This is a genomic window from Frankia alni ACN14a (genome assembly GCF_000058485.1).
Classification (GTDB): domain Bacteria; phylum Actinomycetota; class Actinomycetes; order Frankiales; family Frankiaceae; genus Frankia; species Frankia alni.
The window spans coordinates 381,167-401,697 of sequence record NC_008278.1 but is presented as its reverse complement, the minus strand read 5'-3'; the positions used below and the strand labels follow the sequence as shown (position 1 = coordinate 401,697).

The window sequence follows — 20,531 nt, the reverse complement described above, 5'->3', positions numbered from 1 at the left end:
TGCTCCTCCTGCCGGCCACGCGCCGCCGTCGCCCCCCGCACCGCGCCCGGCAGCACGTGCTCTCCGGTCCGCCCCGACTCCGCGCATCGAGAAGGCTGATACCGCACATGGCGAACGAAGCGAAGCTCCGCGACTACCTCAACCGGGTCGCCGCCGATCTGCACCAGACCCGCCAGCAGCTGCGCGAGCAGGAGGCGGCCCGCCGCGAACCGATCGCGATCGTCGGGATGAGCTGCCGCTTCCCGGGCGGGGTGAGCTCGCCTGCGGACCTGTGGCGCGTCGTCGACGAAGGACTCGACGTCACCGGCCCGTTCCCGACGAACCGCGGGTGGGACGTCGACGGGCTCTACGACGCCGACCCCGACCGGCCCGGACGGACCTACGCCCGCTCGGGCGGCTTCCTCCACGACGCCCCGGAGTTCGACGCCGCCTTCTTCGGGATCTCTCCCCGGGAAGCCCTCGCCACCGATCCGCAGCAGCGGCTGCTGCTCGAGACGGCCTGGGAGGCGGTGGAGGAGGCCGGGATCGACCCGGTCTCGCTGCGCGGCTCCGCGACCGGGGTGTTCGCCGGGGTGATCGCCCAGGAGTACACGCCGCGGCTGCACCAGCCGACCCCCGAGCGCGTCGACGGGTACGTGCTCACCGGCAGCACGACCTCGGTCGCGTCGGGTCGGGTCGCCTACGCGCTGGGGTTGGAGGGCCCGGCGGTGACGGTGGACACCGCCTGCTCGTCGTCGCTGGTCGCGATCCACCTCGCCGCCCAGGCGCTGCGCGGCGGGGAGTGCACCCTCGCCCTGGCCGGCGGGGTCACCGTCATGTCGTCACCGGGCATGTTCGTGGAGTTCTCCCGCCAGCGGGGGCTGGCCCCGGACGGGCGGTGCAAGCCGTTCGCCGCCGCCGCCGACGGCACCGCCTGGGCCGAGGGCGTCGGCGTGCTCGTGCTGGAACGGCTGTCCGACGCCCAGCGGCTCGGCCACCGCATCCACGCGGTGATCCGCGGCAGCGCCGTGAACTCCGACGGGACGTCCAGCCAGCTGACGGCGCCGAACGGGCCATCCCAGCAGCGGGTCATCCGCGCCGCGCTCGCCGCCGCCGCCCTCACCCCCGCCGACGTCGACGCCGTCGAGGCCCACGGCACCGGCACCACCCTCGGCGACCCCATCGAAGCCCAGGCCATCCTCGCCACCTACGGCACCGACCGCCCCGCCGACCGCCCCCTGCGACTCGGCAGCCTCAAGTCCAACATCGGCCATTCGCAGGCCGCCGCCGGGGTCGGCGGCATCATCAAGCTGATCGGCGCGATGAGCCACGGCCGGCTGCCGAAGACACTGCACGTGGACGCGCCCACCCCGCACGTCGACTGGTCCGCCGGCACCGTCACCCTGCTCACCGAACCCGCCGACTGGCCCACCACCCCCGACCGACCCCGGCGCGCCGCCGTCTCCGCCTTCGGCATCAGCGGCACCAACGCCCACCTCATCCTCGAACAGGGCCCGATCCCGGCGGACGCCGGCACAGCGGACGGGGACACGGCGACCGGCGGCACGGGGACCGACGGCACGGGGACTGGCGGCACGGGGACTGGCGGCACGGGGATCGAGGACGCGGCAGGCGCAGACACGGCGGACGGGGCCGGCGACGCGGGCCGTGGGCCGGCCGTCCGGGGCCGGGCGCTGCCCTGGGTGCTGTCGGCGCGCACCGCCGAGGCCCTCGGCGGGCAGGCGACGCGGCTGGGCGCGTTCGTCGATGCGCATCCCGGGCTCGCCCCGGTCGACGTCGGCCGGGCGCTGGCCACCACCCGGGCCGCACTCGAGCACCGAGCGGTGGTCGTCGCCGAGGATCCGGCCGGGTTCCGGGCCGGCCTCGCCGCCCTGGCCGCCGGTTCCGGCGGATCGGCCGGATCGGCCGGCGTGGCCGGCGTGGAGGTGATCGCCGGGATTGCGACGCCGGACGGCGCGGCCACCGACGCGCGCATCGTGCGCGGCGTCGCCGACACCACCGCCACCACCGTGTTCGTCTTCCCCGGGGCGGGCACCGCCTGGCCGGCGATGGCCCGCGAGCTGCTCGCCACCAGCCCGGTCTTCGCCGAGCACATCAATGCCGTCGCCGCCGCCCTGGCCCCCTACGTCGACTGGAATCTGCTCGACGTCCTGCGCGAACGGCCCGGCGCGCCCACCCTCGACCGCGTCGACGTCTCGCAGCCCGCCGTGTTCGCGGTGCTGGTCGCGCTGGCCCGGCTCTGGCAGCACCACGGGGTCCACCCGCACGCCGTCGTCGGGCACAGCCAGGGCGAGATCGCCGCCGCGCACATCGCCGGCGCCCTCACCCTCGACGACGCCGCCCGCGTGGTCGCCCTGCGCGGGCAGATCCTCGGCGCGCTGCCCGCTCCCGGGGCGGTGGTGTGGGTGAACCTGCCCGCCGACCAGGTCCGCGAGCGGCTCGCCCGCTTCCGCGAGGGGGCCGCCGCGGTCTCCGTCGCCGTCCTCAACAGCCCCACCAGCACCGCCGTCGCCGGCACCGAGGAGCCGCTGGCCGAGTTCGTCGCCGGCCTGCAGGCCGAGGGCATCCGTACCAGGGACGTCCCGGTGGGCTACGCCTCGCACTCGGCACGGGTGGAGGCCGTCCGCGAGGAACTACTCGCCGCGCTCGCCCCCATCCGTCCCCAGCCGGCCACCATCCCGATCCTGTCCACCGTCACCGCCGACTGGATCGACCCCACCGCCCTCACCGCCGACTACTGGTACACCAACCTGCGCCAACCCGTCCTGTTCGAGGCGGCCACCCGCGCCCTGCTCGACGACGGCCACGACCTGTTCATCGAGGTCAGCCCCCACCCCGTCCTCACCACCGCCCTCGCCGAAACCCTCGAGAACACCCCCGGCCTGCCCGGCCCCGTCGCCATCACCGAGACCCTGCGCCGCGACACCGGCGGCCTCACCAGGTTCCACACCTCGCTGGCCCAGGCGTATGTCCGCGGGGCCGGCCTCGACGCCGCAGCCGTCTACGCCGGATCCGGCCGCGGGCACGTGGACCTGCCGACCTACGCGTTCGCGCGGCGGCGGTTCTGGCTGGACGCCTCGTCCACCTCACCCAGCGGCGACGCCGCCGGGCTGGGGCTGGGTTCCGCCGACCATCCCCTGCTCGGCGCCACGGTGCGGCTCGCGGACTCGGACGGGGCGGTGCTCACCGGCCTGCTGTCGCTGCGCACCCACCCCTGGCTGGCCGACCACGTCGTGTTCGGCTCGGTAGTGCTGCCGGGCACGGCCCTGGTGGAGCTGGCGGTCCGCGCGGGCGACGAGACGGGCGTGCCGGTCGTCGAGGAGCTGATCGTCGAGACGCCACTGGTGCTGCCGGAACGCGGCGGGCTCCAGGTCCAGCTCACCGTGGGCGCACCCGACGAGGACGGTCTCCGGCCGGTCAGCATCCACACGCGAGCCGAGGACGCATCCGCGCAGGCGGCGTGGACCCGCCACGCGCACGGGGTGCTGCGCGCCCCGGAGGCGACGGACGCCGCAGTGTCGTCGGGGGTGCCGTCGGGGGCGTCGCCGGAGGTGTGGCCGCCCGCGGGCGCCGTTCGGGTCGACACCGGCGATCTCTACCCGTCGTTCGCCGCGGCCGGGCTGGTCTACGGCCCGACCTTCCAGGGTCTGCGCGCGGCGTGGCGGGACGGCGAGGATCTGCTCGCCGAGGTCACCCTGCCCGCGGACGCTCTCGACCGCGCCGGCGCCTTCGGTCTGCACCCCGCGCTGTTGGACGCCGCGCTGCACCTGACCGGCCTGCCGTCCGCCGCGACTGCCCTCGACGGAACTGTCCTCAACGGAACTGCCCCCAGCGGAACTGCCCCCAGCGGCACCGCCGGCGGCACCCGCCTGCCGTTCGTGTGGCGCGGAGTGCGGCTGCACGCGTCGGGCGCCGGCGGGCTGCGGGTCCGGCTTCGGGTCAGCGGGCCGGACCAGATCGCCCTCACCGCGGTGGACGGCACCGGCGCCCCGGTGGTGTCCGTCGCCGGGCTGGCGCTGCGCCCGGTCACCGCCGAGCAGATCCGCTCGGCGCCCGGGCCCCGCAACGACTCGTTGTTCGCCCTGACCTGGCCCGAACTCCCGGCCACGCCGGGCGGCAACTCCTCCGGCGCCGTCGAGCCCCCTGGCGCCGTCGAGGTCGTCACGGACCTCGACGAGCTGGCCGCCCGGATCGACGCCGGCTCCGCGGTGCCGAACCTCGTCGCCGTCGCTGCCCCCGCCCCGCCCGGCGAGGCGACGGAACCTGACGCGGTTGCGGCGCGCGCGCGGACCGCCGCCGCGGACACCCTCGCGCTCCTGCAGCGCTGGCTCACCGAGCCCCGCTGGGCCGAGGCGACCCTCGCGGTGCTCACCTCGGGCGCGGTCAGCGTCGCCGGCGAGGACGTCGACCTCACCACCGCCCCGCTGTGGGGGCTCGTACGCACCGCCCAGAACGAGCATCCCGACCGCATCCTGCTCATCGACCTCGACGCCGACCCCGACAGCCGCACCGCCCTGCCCGCAGCGGTCGCTACCGCCCAGGCCACCGGCGACAACCAGCTCGCCCTGCGCCGCGGCACCGCCCACACCCCACGCCTCGTCCCAGCCACCACGCCCACCGCCCCACCCACCGCCGCACCCGGTGCCGCGCATCCAGCCGACCCGGCCAAGCCAGCCGACCAGACGGATCCGGCCGACCCGGCGGATCCGGCGGGCTGGAACCTCGACCCCGACGGCACCATCCTCATCACCGGCGGACTCGGCACCCTCGCCCACCACCTCGCCCACCACCTCATCACCCACCACCACACCCGCCACCTCCACCTCACCAGCCGCACCGGCCCCCACCACCCCCACGCCACCGCACTACGCACCGAACTCGAAAACCTCGGCGCCACCATCACCATCACCGCCACCGACACCACCAACCCCACCCAACTCCACCACCTCCTCGACACCCTCGACCCCCACCACCCCCTCACCGCCGTCATCCACACCGCCGGCACCCTCGACGACACCACCCTCACCAACCTCACCCCCGAACGCCTCCACACCGTCCTCGCCCCCAAAATCGACGGCGCCTGGCACCTCCACCACCTCACCCGCCACCACCCCCTCAAAGCCTTCGTCCTCTACTCCTCCATCGCCGGCATCACCGGCAACCCCGGCCAAGCCAACTACGCCACCGCCAACACCTTCCTCGACGCCCTCGCCCACCACCGCCGAGCCCACGGACTCCCCGCCACCAGCCTCGCCTGGGGACTCTGGGACGACACCAGCACGCTCACCGAGAACCTCACCGCCGCCGACCGGGCGAGGCTCGGCGCCGGCGGTCTGCGGCCGCTGTCGCCCGCCGACGGCCTCGCCCTGTTCGACGCCGCCGGCACCCTCGACGAGCCGCTGCTCGTCCCCGCCGCCCTCGACCTGGCCGCGATCCGCGCCCAGTCAGCCCAGCGCGGCGTGCCGCCACTGCTGCGCACCCTCGTCCCCCCGGTGCGGCGCGCCGCCGGTGCGGGCATCGGGGTGACTGCCCCCGGCGGTTCGTCGCTCGCCCGCCGGCTCGCCGAGCTGACGCCGGGCGACCGGCCGGCCGAGGCGCTCGCCGCGGTGCGCCGCGAGATCGCCGCGGTGCTCGGGCACGCCACCGTGGACGGCATCGCCGCCGACCGGGCGTTCAGCGCCCTCGGCCTGGACTCGCTGACCGCCGTCGAGCTGCGCAACCGGCTGAACACCGCCACCGGCCTGCGGCTGCCCGCCACCCTCACCTTCGACCATCCCACCCCGGACGCACTGGCCGCACATCTCGTGACGACCCTCGCGGCCGACGACGCCCGTCCAACCGGCACCGGCAACAGCACCGGCATCACGTCCGCCACGCCCGCCGCGACGGACGAGCCGATCGCGATCGTCGGGATGGCCTGCCGCCTGCCGGGCGGGGTCACCACGCCGGAGGAGCTCTGGGAGCTGGTCGCCGAGGGCCGGGACGCGATCAGCGCCTTCCCGACGGACCGCGGCTGGGATCTGGAGCGGCTCTACGACCCCGACCCGGACGCGGCGGGCACGTCCTACACCCGCCACGGCGGCTTCCTGCACGACGCCGCCGACTTCGACGCCGAGTTCTTCGGCATCACCCCCCGCGAAGCCCTCGCCACCGACCCCCAGCAACGCCTCCTGCTCGAAACCAGCTGGGAAGCCATCGAACGCGCCGGCATCGACCCCACCACCCTGCGCGGCAGCACCACCGGCGTCTTCGCCGGCGTCATGTACCACGACTACGGCACCCGGCTGCGCGAGGTGCCGCCGGAGCTGGAGGGCTACCTCGGGACCGGCATCGCCGGCAGCGTGGCGTCGGGACGGATCTCCTACACGTTCGGCTTCGAGGGACCGTCGGTCACCATCGACACCGCCTGCTCGTCCTCGCTGGTCGCCCTGCACCTCGCCGCCCAGGCGCTACGCAGCGGCGAGGCCGACCTGGCGCTGGCCGGCGGCGTGGCCGTGATGGCAACGCCCACCGAGTTCATCGAGTTCTCCCGGCAGCGCGGGCTCGCCCGCGACGGGCGGTGCAAGGCCTTCGCCGCCGCCGCCGACGGCGTCGGCTGGGCCGAGGGCGCCACCATGCTCCTCGTCGAACGCCTCTCCGACGCCCAACGCCACGGCCACCCCGTGCTCGCCGTCGTCCGCGGCAGCGCGGTCAACCAGGACGGCGCCTCCAACGGGCTGACCGCGCCGAACGGCCCGGCCCAGCAGCGGGTCATCCGCGCCGCCCTCGCCGCCGCCGGCCTCGGCCCGGCCGACGTCGACGCCGTCGAAGGCCACGGCACCGGCACGCCGCTCGGCGACCCCATCGAGGCCCAGGCCATCGTCGCCACCTACGGCCGCGAGCGGCCCGCCGACCGACCGCTCTGGCTCGGCAGCCTCAAGTCCAACATCGGCCACACCCAGGCCGCCGCCGGCGCCGCCGGCATCATCAAGACCGTCCTGGCCCTCCACCACGGCCTGCTGCCCCGCACCCTGCACGTCGACGCCCCCAGCCCCCACGTCGACTGGGCCGACGGCGCCGTCGCGCTCCTCGCGGAGCCCACCCCCTGGCCCGACACCGACCGCCCGCGCCGCGCCGCCGTCTCCTCCTTCGGCATCAGCGGCACCAACGCCCACGTCATCCTCGAACAACCCCCCACGGCCGCGAACGCCCCCGCCGTCGGTCCGGCTCCGGCCGAGGCGGCCGATCCCCAGACCGCAGCGGGCGATCCGGCGGCCCCGGCAGACGGCCCGCAGGGTGATGGGGGTGCGGTCGAGGCACTTCCGGTGCTGGTGCCGTTGTCCGCGCGCAGCCCCGAGGCGCTACGCGACCAGGCCCGCCGCCTCGCCACCCACCTGCGCACCCACACCACCGATCACACCACCGGCGCCGACGGTGCCGATGACGCTGACGACGCCGGCGCCGGCGCCGGTGCCGGTGCCACCAGCAACGCCGCCCGTGTGCCGCTGCCGGCGCTGGCCCGGGCACTCGCGACGCGCACCGCGTTCCCGCACCGCGCCGTCACCCTCGCCACCAGCACCCCCGAACTGCTCACCGGCCTGGACAGGCTGGCCGACGGCCAGCCCACCCCAGCTGTGATCACCGGCCAGGCCGGGACGGGCAAGCTCGCCTTCACGTTCAGCGGCCAGGGCAGCCAGTACCCCCGCATGGGCCACACCCTCTACGCCACCCACCCCATCTACCGCCAAGCCCTCCACGACACCGCCGACGCCCTCAACCCCCACCTCGACCAGCCCCTACTCGACATCCTCCACGCCGACCCCGACAGCCCAGAAGCCACGACCATCCACCACACCGCCTGGACCCAACCCACCCTCTTCGCCCTCCAAACCGCCCTCTACCACCTCATCACCAGCCACGGCATCACCCCCGACTACCTCATCGGCCACAGCCTCGGCGAAATCACCGCCGCCCACCTCGCCGGCATCCTCACCCTCGACGACGCCGCCCGACTCGTCACCACCCGCGCCCACCTCCTCGCCAGCCTCCCCCCCGGCGGCGGCATGCTCACCCTCCACACCGACGAACCCACCACCCGCACCCTCATCACCCACCACCCCAGCATCGACATCGCCGCCCTCAACAGCCCCACCAACACCGTCATCGCCGGCGACACCCCCACCCTCACCCACATCGCCGAACAAGCCGCCCTGCAGGGCATCCGCAGCCGCACCCTCACCGTCAGCCACGCCTTCCACAGCCCCCTCACCAACCCCATCCTCACCCCCTTCCACACCACCGCCGCCACCCTCACCTACCACCAACCCACCATCCCGATCATCGCCGGCCTCACCGGCACCCTCCCCACCGACAGCGACCACACCACCGCCGACTACTGGACCCGCCACATCCGCCACACCGTCCGCTACACCCACGGCACCACCACCCTGTCCGAACAGGGCGTCACCACCTACCTCGAACTCGGACCCGACACCACCCTCACCACCCTCACCACCCAAACCCTCACCACCCTCGACCGCAGCGGTCATCGGCCACGCTTCACCGCCACCCCCACCCTCCACCGCACAAAGCCCCCCACCACCACCCTCGCCACCGCACTGGCCACCCTCCAGGCAGCAGGCCACACCCCCACACCCCCCAGCATCAGCAGCATCAGCGGCGCCACCGCAGACAGCACCAGCCCTGGCAGCGACGGCGACAGCACCACCGGCGAAGACGCCACCGCCAGCAGCACCGACGTGGCCCGCCTCGCCGCCGCCCTGCCCACCTACCCCTTCCAGCGCCAGCGCTACTGGCTGGAGGACACGGCGTCAGCCGGGTCGGATCGGCAGGCGAGCCCGCTCGACGCGGCCGACACCGGCTTCTGGGACGCCGTCCAGCACGCCGACGCGACCACCCTCGCCGACGCCCTCGGAATCTCCGACCCGACGGACCAGAACGCGCTGGCCACCGTGCTGCCCGCGCTGAACTCGTGGTGGGCGCGCCGGGTCACCGAGTCGCAGGCGGACTCGTGGCGGTACCGGATCGTCTGGCGCCCGGTTCCGGAGAGCACCGGGGCGCCGGCGGCGGCCGACGGCGACTGGCTCCTGGTGGTCGCGCCGGAGTTCGTCGACCATCCCCGGGTCGCCGTGGCGGCGCGGGCCCTCGAGGGCGCGGGCGCCACCGTGCGCCGGCTGGTCGTCCCCGCGACCGCGGATCGCCACACCCTGGCCGCCGAGCTGACCCGCCTGCTCGCCGCGGATGGACCGGCGGTGGCGGGGGTGCTGTCCCTGCTGGCGCTCGACGAGTCGGCGCATCCGCAGGCCGCGGCCACACCTGTCGGCATCGCCGGGACCGTCGCCCTGCTGCAGGCGCTGGACGACTCCGGGCTCGACGCCCGGTTGTGGATCGCCACCGGCGGCGCCGTGTCGACGTCGGCGGCGGATCCCGTCACTCGACCGGCCGACGCGTTGCTGTGGGGACTCGGATCGATCAGCGCCGTGGAACGTCCGGGCCGCTGGGGCGGGGTCGTCGATCTCCCCGAGCAGGTCGACGGGCAGGTGGACGAGGAGGTCGAGCTGCTCCTGGCGACGGCGCTGCGGGCCGGGCACGGCGAGACGGAACTCGCGCTGCGGCGGGGCGGCCTGCTGGCCCGCCGGCTGGTGCCAGCCCCGGCAACCCCGAAGACGACGGCCCCGAAGACGACGGCCCCGGAGACGACGGCCACAGACACGACGGCCACGGCAACGACGGAGCCGGGCTCGGTCGCCGGGTGGGCGCCGGGCGGCACCGTCCTCATCACCGGGGGCACCGGGGCGCTCGGTGGGCACGTCGCCCGCTGGCTGGCCCGGGAGGGTGCCGCCCACCTGCTGCTGACGAGCCGGCGGGGCGAGCGCGCGCCGGGCGCCGCCGACCTCGCCGCGCAGCTGCGCGCGTTGGGCGCGCGGGTCACGATCGCCGCGGTCGACGTGGGGGATCGGGCCGCGCTCGCGGAGGTGATCAGCGGGATTCCCGTGGAGCTGCCGCTGCGGGCGGTCGTCCACACCGCCGCGGTCCTCGACGACGGCCTGGTCTCGGAGCTGACCCTGGAGCAGATCGACCGGGTGCTGCGGGTGAAGGTCGGCGGAGCGCTGAACCTGCACGAGCTGACCCGCGACGCGGATCTGGCGGCGTTCGTCCTGTTCTCCTCGATCGCCGGGACCGCGGGGATCACCGGCCAGGGCAACTACGCCCCCGGCAACGCGTTCCTCGACGCCTTCGCCGCCCATCGGCGCGCCGCCGGGCTGGTCGCCACCTCCATCGCCTGGGGCCAGTGGGAGGGCGCGGGACTCGCCGAACCGGACGTGGACCGCATCCTGCGCCGCCACGGGCTGCTGGCGATGGACCCGCAGCCGGCCGTGCGGGCACTGGCCCGGGCGTTGGCCGGCGACGAGACGCACCTGGCGATCGTCGCCGCCGACTGGCGGGCGTTCTACCGGAGCCGGCCGCATCCCCTCGTCCACGAGCTGCCCGAGGTCGCCGCCGAACGCAGCGCCAGCGCCGAACGGTCGGGCCGACCGGTGGGCGCGACCGGCGGCGGCGACGGTCCGGTGCTGGGGGCCCGGCTGGCCGAGCTCGACGGGCCCGCCCGCCGGGAGGCGCTGCTCGCGATCGTCCGCGACCACGTCGCCGCCGTGCAGGGACATGCCTCGCCGGACGCGGTCGATGTCGACCGCGGCTTCCGCGACCAGGGATTCGACTCCCTCGCCGCGGTGAACCTGCGCAACCGGCTGATCGCCGAGACGGGCCTGTCGCTGCCGGTCAGCCTCGTGTTCGACTACCCGACGGCCGCGACGCTGACCGACCACCTGCTCGCCGAACTGGTGCCGGCCGAGCCGGCCGAGCCGGCCGGGCTGCCGGCCGTGCTGGCCGAGATCGACCGGCTGGAGTCTGCCCTGGCGGACGTGGCCGATGTGGACCGGGAGGCCGCGGCCGACCGGCTGCGGGACCTGCTCACCCGACTGGGTGGACCGGCGGCGGACGGGGCGGCCGTCGCGGCCGAGCTGTCCGCGGCCAGCGACGCCGAACTCATCGACTTCATCGGCAAGACCCTCGGGATCTCCTGACCCCGCATCGCGAAAGAAGGTGGAACATGAGCGACGACCAGATTCGGTACCTCCTCAAGCGGGTGACCGCCGAACTGCACGAAACCCGTGAGCGACTGCGGGACGAGCGGGACGCTCGGGTGGAGCCGATCGCGATCGTCGGGATGGCCTGCCGGTTTCCGGGCGGGGTCGGCTCCGCGCAGGAGCTGTGGGAGCTGGTCGCCGAGGGCCGGGACGCGGTCGGCGAGTTCCCGACGGACCGCGGCTGGGACGTCGAGGCGCTGTTCGATCCCGACCCGGACGCGACGGGGAAGTCGTACACGAGGCACGGCGGGTTCCTGACCGACGCCGCCGGCTTCGACGCCGAGTTCTTCGGCATCTCGCCGCGCGAGGCCCTCGCCCTCGACCCGCAGCAGCGGCTGCTGCTCGAGACGACCTGGGAGGCATTCGAGCAGGCCGGGATCGACCCGACGGCCCTGCGCGGCAGCCGCACCGCGGTGTTCGCCGGAACGAACGGGCAGGACTACGGCGACACGGTGCGCCAGCCGCCGCCGGAGCTGGAGGCCTACCTCGGGCTGGGGACGCTCGGCAGCGTGCTGTCCGGGCGGATCTCCTACACGTTCGGCTTCGAGGGGCCGTCGGTCACCGTCGACACGGCCTGCTCGTCCGCCCTGGTCGCCCTGCACCTGGCCGCGCAGGCACTGCGGGGCGGCGAGACCGACCTCGCCGTCGCCAGCGGGGTGACGGTGATGGCCTCGCCGGCGGCCTTCGTCGAGTTCTCCCGCCAGCGGGGCCTGGCCGCCGACGGGCGGTGCAAGGCCTTCGCCGACGCCGCCGACGGCACCGGGTGGGGCGAGGGGGCCGGCGTCCTGCTCGTCGAGCGGCTCTCCGACGCCCAACGCCACGGCCACCCCATCCTCGCCCTCGTCCGCGGCAGCGCGGTCAACTCCGACGGCGCCTCCAACGGCCTGACCGCGCCGAACGGCCCGTCGCAGCAGCGGGTCATCCGCGCCGCACTGGCCGGCGCCCGGCTCACCCCCGCCGACGTCGACGCCGTCGAGGCCCATGGCACCGGCACCGCGCTCGGCGACCCGATCGAGGCCCATGCGCTGCTGACCGTCTACGGCCGCAACCGCCCCGCCGACCGGCCGCTCTACCTCGGCTCGGTGAAGTCGAACATCGGCCACACCCAGGCCGCCGCCGGAGCCGCCGGAGTCATCAAGATCGTGCAGGCGATCCGCGCGGGCCTGCTCCCGCCGACCCTGCACGTCGACGCGCCGTCCACCCAGGTGGACTGGTCGGTCGGCGGGGTCGAGGTGCTCACCGAGGCCCGCGCCTGGCCCGAGACCGGCGCCCCCCGCCGGGCCGGGGTCTCGGCCTTCGGGGTCAGCGGCACCAACGCCCACGTCATCATCGAACAGGCCCCGGCCGCCGTGAACACGGTCTCGGCCGATCCGACCGATCCGGCCGATCCGGCCGCGTCCGGTGCGGGTGCGACCGAAGCGCTTCCGGTGCTGGTACCGCTGTCGGCGCGCAGCCCCGAGGCGCTGCGCGACCAGGCCCGTCGCCTCGCCGCCCACCTGCGCGCCGACGGCGGCGGCGACAGCGACAGCGACAGCCACAACGACGACCGCAGCGATGGCCCCAGCACCGATCGCAGCACCGATCGCGTGCCGCTACCGACGCTGGCCCGCGCCCTGGCGACCCGCACCGTCTTCCCGCACCGTGCCGTAGCCCTCGCCACCAGCACCGACGATCTGCTCGCCGGCCTCGACCACCTCGCCGACGGTCGCCGCGGTCCGTCGGTGGTCACCGGCCAGGCCGGCACCGGAAAACTCGCCTTCGCCCTCTCCGGCCAGGGCAGCCAGTACCCCCGCATGGGCCACGCGCTGTACACCACGCACCCGGTCTACCGCCGAGCCCTCCAGGACGCGGCCGACGCCCTGAATCCCCACCTTGAACAGCCCCTGTTCGACGTCCTCCACGCCGATCCCGACGGTCCGCTGGCGTCGACGATTCATCACACCGCCTGGACCCAACCCACCCTGTTCGCGCTGCAGACCGCCCTCTACCGGCTCGTGACCAGCCACGGCGTCGTCCCCGACTACCTGGTCGGCCACAGCCTCGGCGAGATCACCGCCGCCCACCTCGCCGGGGTGCTCTCCCTCGACGACGCCGCCCGCCTCGTCGCCACCCGCGCCCGCCTGCTCGCCAGCCTTCCACCCGGCGGCGGCATGCTCACCCTGCACACCGACGAGCCCACCGCCCGCGAGCTGATCGCCGAGCAGCCCGCCCTCGACGTCGCCGCGGTCAACAGCCCCACCAACACCGTCGTCGCCGGCGACGCCGACGTGCTGGCCCACATCGCCGCCCTCGCGACCGAGCGCGGAATCCGCAGCAAATTCCTCACCGTCAGCCACGCCTTCCACAGCCCGCTGACCGATCCGATCCTCGCTTCCTTCCACACCACCACCGGCGCCCTCACCTACCAGCAACCCAGCATCCCGCTGATCGCCGGTCTCACCGGCGACCTGGCCGTCGACGGCGACCACACCACCGCGGACTACTGGACCCGCCACATCCGGGATGCCGTCCGCTACGCCGACGGCATCACCACCCTCCGCACCCACGGCGTCACCACCTACCTCGAACTCGGCCCCGACACCACCCTGACCACCCTCACCACCCAAACCCTCACCACCCTCGAAGGCAGCGACACCAGCGACACCAGTGACCGGGCCCGTTTCACCGCCGCCCCCACCCTCCACCGCACGAAGCCCCCCATCACCACCCTCACCACCGCCCTGGCCACCCTCCACACCGAAGGCCACCTCGCCACACCCCCCGTCACCAGCAGCACCAGCACCAGCGGCACCACCGCCGACAGCACCAGTCCTGGCAGCGACGGCGACAGCACCACCAGCGAAGACGCCACCGCCAGCGGCACCGACCTGGCCCGCCTCGCGGCCACCCTCCCCACGTACCCCTTCCAGCGCCGGCGGTACTGGCTGGAAGGCTCGCCCGACGCTCCCGGTGACCTCTCCGGGGCCGGCCTGCGCTCGGCCGGGCATCCGCTGCTCGGCGCCGTCGTCCGGCTCGCCACCGACGACACCGTCGTGCACACCGGACGGCTCGCGGCGGCGACCCAGCCGTGGCTCGCCGACCACCTCGTGCAGGGCAGCGTCGTCGTGCCCGGTACCGCCTTCGTCGAGCTGGCGCTGCACGCCGGCGACGGCTTCGGGGCCGACCTGCTGGACGAGCTCGTCGTCGAGGCGCCGCTCGTCCTGCCCGAGCGCGGCGCCGTCGTCATCCAGGTGACCGTCGCCGCCGCCGACGACGACGGCCGCCGCCCCGTCACCATTCACTCCCGGCCGCAGGCCGAGGCGGACGGCGGCGCTGCCGACGACGCCGACTGGACCCGACACGCCAGCGGCACGCTCGTCTCCGGCAGGGGGTCGACGGGCCCGGCCGACCAGGACGTGACGGGGCAGGACGCCCAATCGCCGAACGCCCAATCGCCGAACGCCGGATCGCCGGACGCCGGATCGCCGGACGCCGGATCGCCGGACGCCGGATCGCCGGACGCCGGATCGCCGGACGCATGGCCACCGGCCGAGGCGATTGCGGTGGACCTCACCGACGGTTACGCCAAGCTGGCCGCGTCCGGGCTTGGCTACGGGGCCGCCTTCCAGGGTCTGCGTGCCGCCTGGCGCGAAGGCGACCACCTCTACGCCGAGGTCACCCTGCCGGAGCCGCAGGCCGATCACTCGCCCCACGGCGCCTTCGGGGTGCATCCCGCGCTGCTCGACGCCGCCTTCCACGCCGCGGCGCTGCACCGGCTGCCGGACACTCCGGCGGGCCACAGCCGGCTGCCGTACGCCTGGAACGGCGTGCGCCTGCACGCCACCGGCGCCACCAGCCTGCGCGTCCACGTCGCCGTCCACGGCACCGACGAGATCTCCCTGCACGCCACCGACCCCGCCGGCGCCCCCGTCATCACCGTCGACTCGCTGGTCTCCCGGCTGGTGTCGGCCGAGCAGGTCGCCGCGGCGCGGCGCGAGGCCGGACGCGCGGATCTGCTGTACGAGGTGACCTGGCCGGAACTGGAGGTCAGCGGCCCCGGCTCGGCCGCGGGTCCCTGGGCGGTGTTGGGCGAGGACGCCGACGACCTGGTCACGGCCCTGACCGCGGCCGGCATCGAGACGCGGACGGTCGCGGACTTCGCGGCGCTGGTCGCCGCCGCGGCCGACGCACCCCGCGCGGCAGACACACCCCGCGCGGCAGACACACCCCAGGCGGCGAACGGGCCCGACGCGGCGGACGGACCCGACGCGGCGGACGCGGACACCCCGCAGGTGGTGCTCGTCCGCGTACCCACGCTGTCGGCCGCCGGGTCGGGCGAGGCGGAGACGGTCGGCGTCGCGGACGGCGTCGCGGACGGCGCCACCCCGGCGTTGGCCAAGGCCACGGCCGCCGCCGTCCTGCCGCTCCTGCAGGACTGGCTGCGCACCGACCGGCCCGGCAGCACCCTCGCCGTGGTCACCTCCGGCGCGGTCAGCGTCGCCGGCGAGGCCCTCGACCTGACCAGCGCGCCCCTGACCGGTCTGCTGCGCACCGCCGTCGCCGAGCACCCCGGCCGGGTCCTGCACGTCGACCTCGACGGCGATCCGGCCAGCCACGCGAGCCTCCCGGCGACGGTCCTCGCCGCGCTGGCCGCGCAGGAGCCGCACCTCGCCCTGCGCCACGGCAGCGCCCACACCCCGCGGCTCACCCCCGTCCCGGCCGCGGGCTCCGCCGGCTCACCGGCGCCCAGCCCCGACCGCGCCGGGACCGCCGACGCTCAGCGCGACACCGCCGTCGACCCGGCGGATCCGGCGGGCTGGAACCTCGACCCCGACGGCACCGTCCTCATCACCGGCGGCCTCGGCACCCTCGCCCACCACCTCGCCCACCACCTCATCACCCACCACCACACCCGCCACCTCCACCTCACCAGCCGCACCGGCCCCCACCACCCCCACGCCACCGCACTACGCACCGAACTCGAAAACCTCGGCGCCACCATCACCATCACCGCCACCGACACCACCAACCCCACCCAACTCCACCACCTCCTTGACACCATCCCCGCAGCCCACCCCCTCACCGCCGTCATCCACACCGCCGGCACCCTCGACGACACCGCCCTCACCAACCTCACCCCCGAACGCCTCCACACCGTCCTCGCCCCCAAAATCGACGGCGCCTGGCACCTCCACCACCTCACCCGCCACCACCCCCTCAAAGCCTTCGTCCTCTACTCCTCCATCGCCGGCATCACCGGCAACCCCGGCCAAGCCAACTACGCCACCGCCAACACCTTCCTCGACGCCCTCGCCCACCACCGCCGAGCCCACGGACTCCCCGCCACCAGCCTCGCCTGGGGACTCTGGGACGACACCAGCACATTCACGGCACACCTGACGGCCGCCGACCGGGCCCGCATCGCGCGCAGCGGGGTCCGTCCGCTGGCCACCGCCCAGGGCCTGCGGCTGTTCGACGAGGCGGCCGCGGCGGACCGGGCGGTGCTCGTGCCCGTGCCGCTCGATCTCGCGGCGCTGCGGGCCCGAGCCGCCCACGACGGGGTGCCGCCGCTGCTGCGCGCCCTCGTCCGTCCCGTCCGGCGGGTCGCGGCGACCGCGTCGGCGGCCGGCGGGTCGGCCCTGGCCACCCGCCTCGCCGGACGGTCCGCCCCGGAGGCGACCGCGCTGCTGGTCGACCTGGTGCGGGCGGAGGTGGCCGGCGTGCTCGGGCACGCCGGGGTCGCGTCCGTCCCGGCCGACCGGGCCTTCTCCGAGCTGGGCCTGGACTCGCTGACCGCCGTCGAGCTGCGCAACCGGCTCAGCGCCGCCAGCGGCCTGCGGCTGCCCGCCACCCTCACCTTCGACCACCCGAGCCCGGCGGCCGTCGCCGAGCTGCTGCGCACGCAGCTGCTCGGGAGTGCGCCGGCCCGGCGGGAGGTGCCGCGTCCGCGCCGGCGCCGCGACGTCGAGGAGCCGATCGCGATCGTCGGGATGGCCTGCCGCCTGCCGGGCGGCGTCACCACGCCCGAGGAACTGTGGGAGCTGGTCGCCGGCGGCCGGGACGCCATCAGTGAGTTCCCCGTCAACCGCGGCTGGGACGTCGACGACCTGTTCGACCCCGACCCCGACGCCACCGGCAAGACCTACGCCCGCCACGGCGGCTTCCTGCACGACGCCGCCGACTTCGACGCCGAGTTCTTCGGCATCTCACCGCGCGAAGCCCTCGCCACCGACCCCCAGCAACGCCTCCTGCTCGAAACCAGCTGGGAAGCCATCGAACGCGCCGGCATCGACCCCACCACCCTTCGCGGCAGCACCACCGGCGTCTTCGCCGGCGTCATGTACCACGACTACTCCCAGCGCATCCACGCCGTGCCGCGGGCCCTGGAGGGCTACCTCGGCAACGGCAACGCCGGGTCGATCGCGACCGGACGGATCTCCTACACGTTCGGCTTCGAGGGACCGTCGGTCACCATCGACACCGCCTGCTCGTCCTCGCTGGTCGCCCTGCACCTCGCCGCCCAGGCACTACGCAGCGGCGAGACCGACCTGGCGCTGGCCGGCGGGGTCGCGCTGATGGCCTCCCCGGCGGCGTTCGTCGAGTTCTCCCGGCAGCGCGGACTGTCCCCCGACGGGCGGTGCAAGGCCTTCGCCGCCGCCGCCGACGGCGTCGGCTGGGCCGAGGGCGCCACCATGCTCCTCGTCGAACGGCTCTCCGACGCCCAACGCCACGGCCACCCCGTCCACGCCGTGATCCGCGGCAGCGCCGTCAACCAGGACGGCGCCTCCAACGGGCTGACCGCCCCGAACGGCCCCTCCCAGCAGCGGGTCATCCGCGCCGCCCTCGCCGCAGCCCACCTGAACCCCGCCGACATCGACGCCCTCGAGGCCCACGGCACCGGCACCCCACTCGGCGACCCCATCGAGGCCCAGGCCATCCTCGCCACCTACGGCCAGAACCGCCCCACCGACCGGCCGCTCTGGCTCGGCAGCCTCAAGTCCAACATCGGCCACACCCAGGCCGCCGCCGGCGCCGCCGGCATCATCAAGACCGTCCTCGCGATCCAGCACGGCACCCTGCCCCAGACCCTGCACATCGACGAACCGAGCCCCCACGTCGACTGGACCGACGGCGACGTCGCGCTCCTCACCGAGCCCACCCCCTGGCCCGACACCGACCGCCCGCGCCGCGCCGCCGTCTCCTCCTTCGGCATCAGCGGTACCAACGCCCACGTCATCATCGAACAGGCACCCGCGGAGCGGAACGTCCTCGCGGCCCGGACGACCGAGCCGACGCCGACCACCGAGCCGACGCGGACGACCGAGCCGACGCCGACCACCGAGCCGACGCGGACGGGCGGCGGCCCGGCGCTGCCGTGGATCCTGTCGGCCCGCACGCCGGACGCGCTGCGGGCGCAGGCGGACCGGCTCGGGGCGTTCGTCCGGTCCGACGCCGGCGCCGGGCTCGACCCGGCGGACGTCGCCGACGCCCTGGTCGCGGCGCGGACCGTCTTCGAGCAGCGGGCCGTGGTGCTCGGCACCGACCGCGACGGCCTGCTGGGCGCGGTGGACGCGCTGGCTGCCGCGACGGCCAGCGCCCGCGTCGTGCGCGGCGCCGCCGACACCACCGCCACCACCGTGTTCGTGTTCCCCGGCCAGGGCAGCCAGTGGGCCGGGATGGCCCGCGAGCTGCTCGCCACCAGCCCGGTCTTCGCCGATCACCTCGACGCCGTCGCCGCCGCCCTGGCTCCGTACGTCGACTGGAACCTGCTCGACGTCCTGCACGAACGGCCCGACGCGCCCACCCTCGACCGGGTCGACGTCGTGCAGCCGACGCTGTTCGCCGTCCTCGTCGCCCTGGCCCGGCTCTGGCAGCACCACGGGGTCCACCCGCAGGCCGTCGTCGGGCACAGCCAGGGCGAGATCGCCGCCGCGCACATCGCCGGCGCCCTCACCCTCGACGACGCCGCCCGCGTGGTCGCCCTGCGCAGCCGGGCCCTGACCGCCATCACCTCGCCGGGCGCGATGGCGTCGATCAACCTGCCGGTCGACGAGATCACGCCGCTGCTGACCCCGGGCCTGTCCGTCGCCGCCGTCAACAGCCCCGCCACGGCGATCGTCGCCGGCGACGAGGCCGAGCTCCATGCGCTGCTCACCGTCGTGCGGGAACGGGGCACCCGGACCCGGGTCCTGCCGGTCACCTACGCCTCGCACTCGCCCCACGTCGAGGCGATCCGGGACGAGCTGCTCACCGCCCTCGCGCCCATCCGCCCCCAGCCGGCCGCCATCCCGATCCTGTCCACCGTCACCGCCGACTGGATCGACCCCACCACCCTCACCGCCGACTACTGGTACACCAACCTGCGCCAACCCGTCCTGTTCGAACCCGCCACCCGCGCCCTGCTCCAGGCCGGCCACGACCTGTTCATCGAGATCAGCCCCCACCCCGTCCTCACCACCGCCCTCGCCGAAACCCTCGACACCACCCCCGACCTGCCCGGCCCCGTCGCCATCACCGAAACCCTGCGCCGCGACACCGGCGACCTCACCAAGATCCACGCCGCGTTGGCGGAGTCCTGGGTCCGCGGGGCCAGGGTGGACTGGCGGATCGTGCTCGGAGCGTCCGTCACCGATCCCGGCACCGGCAGCCACGCCACCGCCGGCGGCCACGCCACGGCCGGCAGCCACGCCACCGCCGGCAGTCCCGGCGCCGCGGACGGTTCGGCTCGGCGCCGCCGTTGGGTGAGCCTGCCGACGTACGCGTTCCAGCGGCGGCGCTACTGGCTGGATCCCACCCCGGTCCGGCTCGTCGACGGCGAGCTCGTCGCCGACGGGCCCGGCGGCGACGGCACGCTGGCCGGGCTGGCCGCGGCCCCGAGCGGGCCGAGTCTGGCCGAGCGGCTCGCCGGGCTCGCCCCGAGCGAGCGTGACGAGCTACTGCTGACCCTGGTCCGCGCGGAGGCGGCGGTGGTCCTCGGCCACGACAGCCCGGCGACGGTCGGGGCCACCCGGGCGTTCCGCGAGCTGGGCCTCACCTCGCTGACCGCCGTCGACCTGCGCAACCGACTGAACGCGGCGACCGGGCTCACCCTGCCGGCCACGCTCGTGTTCGACTACCCGACCCCCGTGGCGATCGCCGACTTCCTGGCGGGCGAGCTGGGCTCCGCCCAGACGATGGACACCTCCTCGCCGTTGCGCGTCCTGGACCGGTTGGAGGCGGTGCTGGAGGCGACCGGCGGCGACAACGCCGACACCGCCGAGGCGGTGACCCGGCTGCGGGCGCTGGTCGCCCGGTGGGCGGACGTCGTCCCCGCGGACCCGGCCGACGACGACGACCTCGACCTCGACTCCGCCACCGACGACGAGTTGTTCGCCCTGCTGGACGACAACGTCGAGTCCTCCTGAC

2 protein-coding genes are annotated in these 20,531 nt (G+C 75.2%); both read left to right on the top strand.

Going from position 1 to position 20,531, the window contains the following annotated elements:
- Nucleotides 1–107: 107 nt before the first annotated feature.
- Nucleotides 108–11,084, top strand: a complete 10,977-nt coding sequence (locus FRAAL_RS34445) for a type I polyketide synthase (protein ID WP_041938666.1) — start codon at nucleotides 108–110, stop codon at nucleotides 11,082–11,084.
- A 26-nt stretch (nucleotides 11,085–11,110) separates the two neighbouring features.
- Complete coding sequence (locus tag FRAAL_RS34430; protein WP_011601604.1) at nucleotides 11,111–20,530, top strand: type I polyketide synthase; 9,420 nt, start codon at nucleotides 11,111–11,113, stop codon at nucleotides 20,528–20,530.
- Nucleotide 20,531: the final 1 nt, after the last annotated feature.

Coding starts and splice junctions, on each gene's coding strand:
- FRAAL_RS34445 (WP_041938666.1), top strand. CDS start 108: ATGGCGAACGAAGCGAAGCTCCGCGACTACCTCAACCGGGTCGCCGCC.
- FRAAL_RS34430 (WP_011601604.1), top strand. CDS start 11,111: ATGAGCGACGACCAGATTCGGTACCTCCTCAAGCGGGTGACCGCCGAA.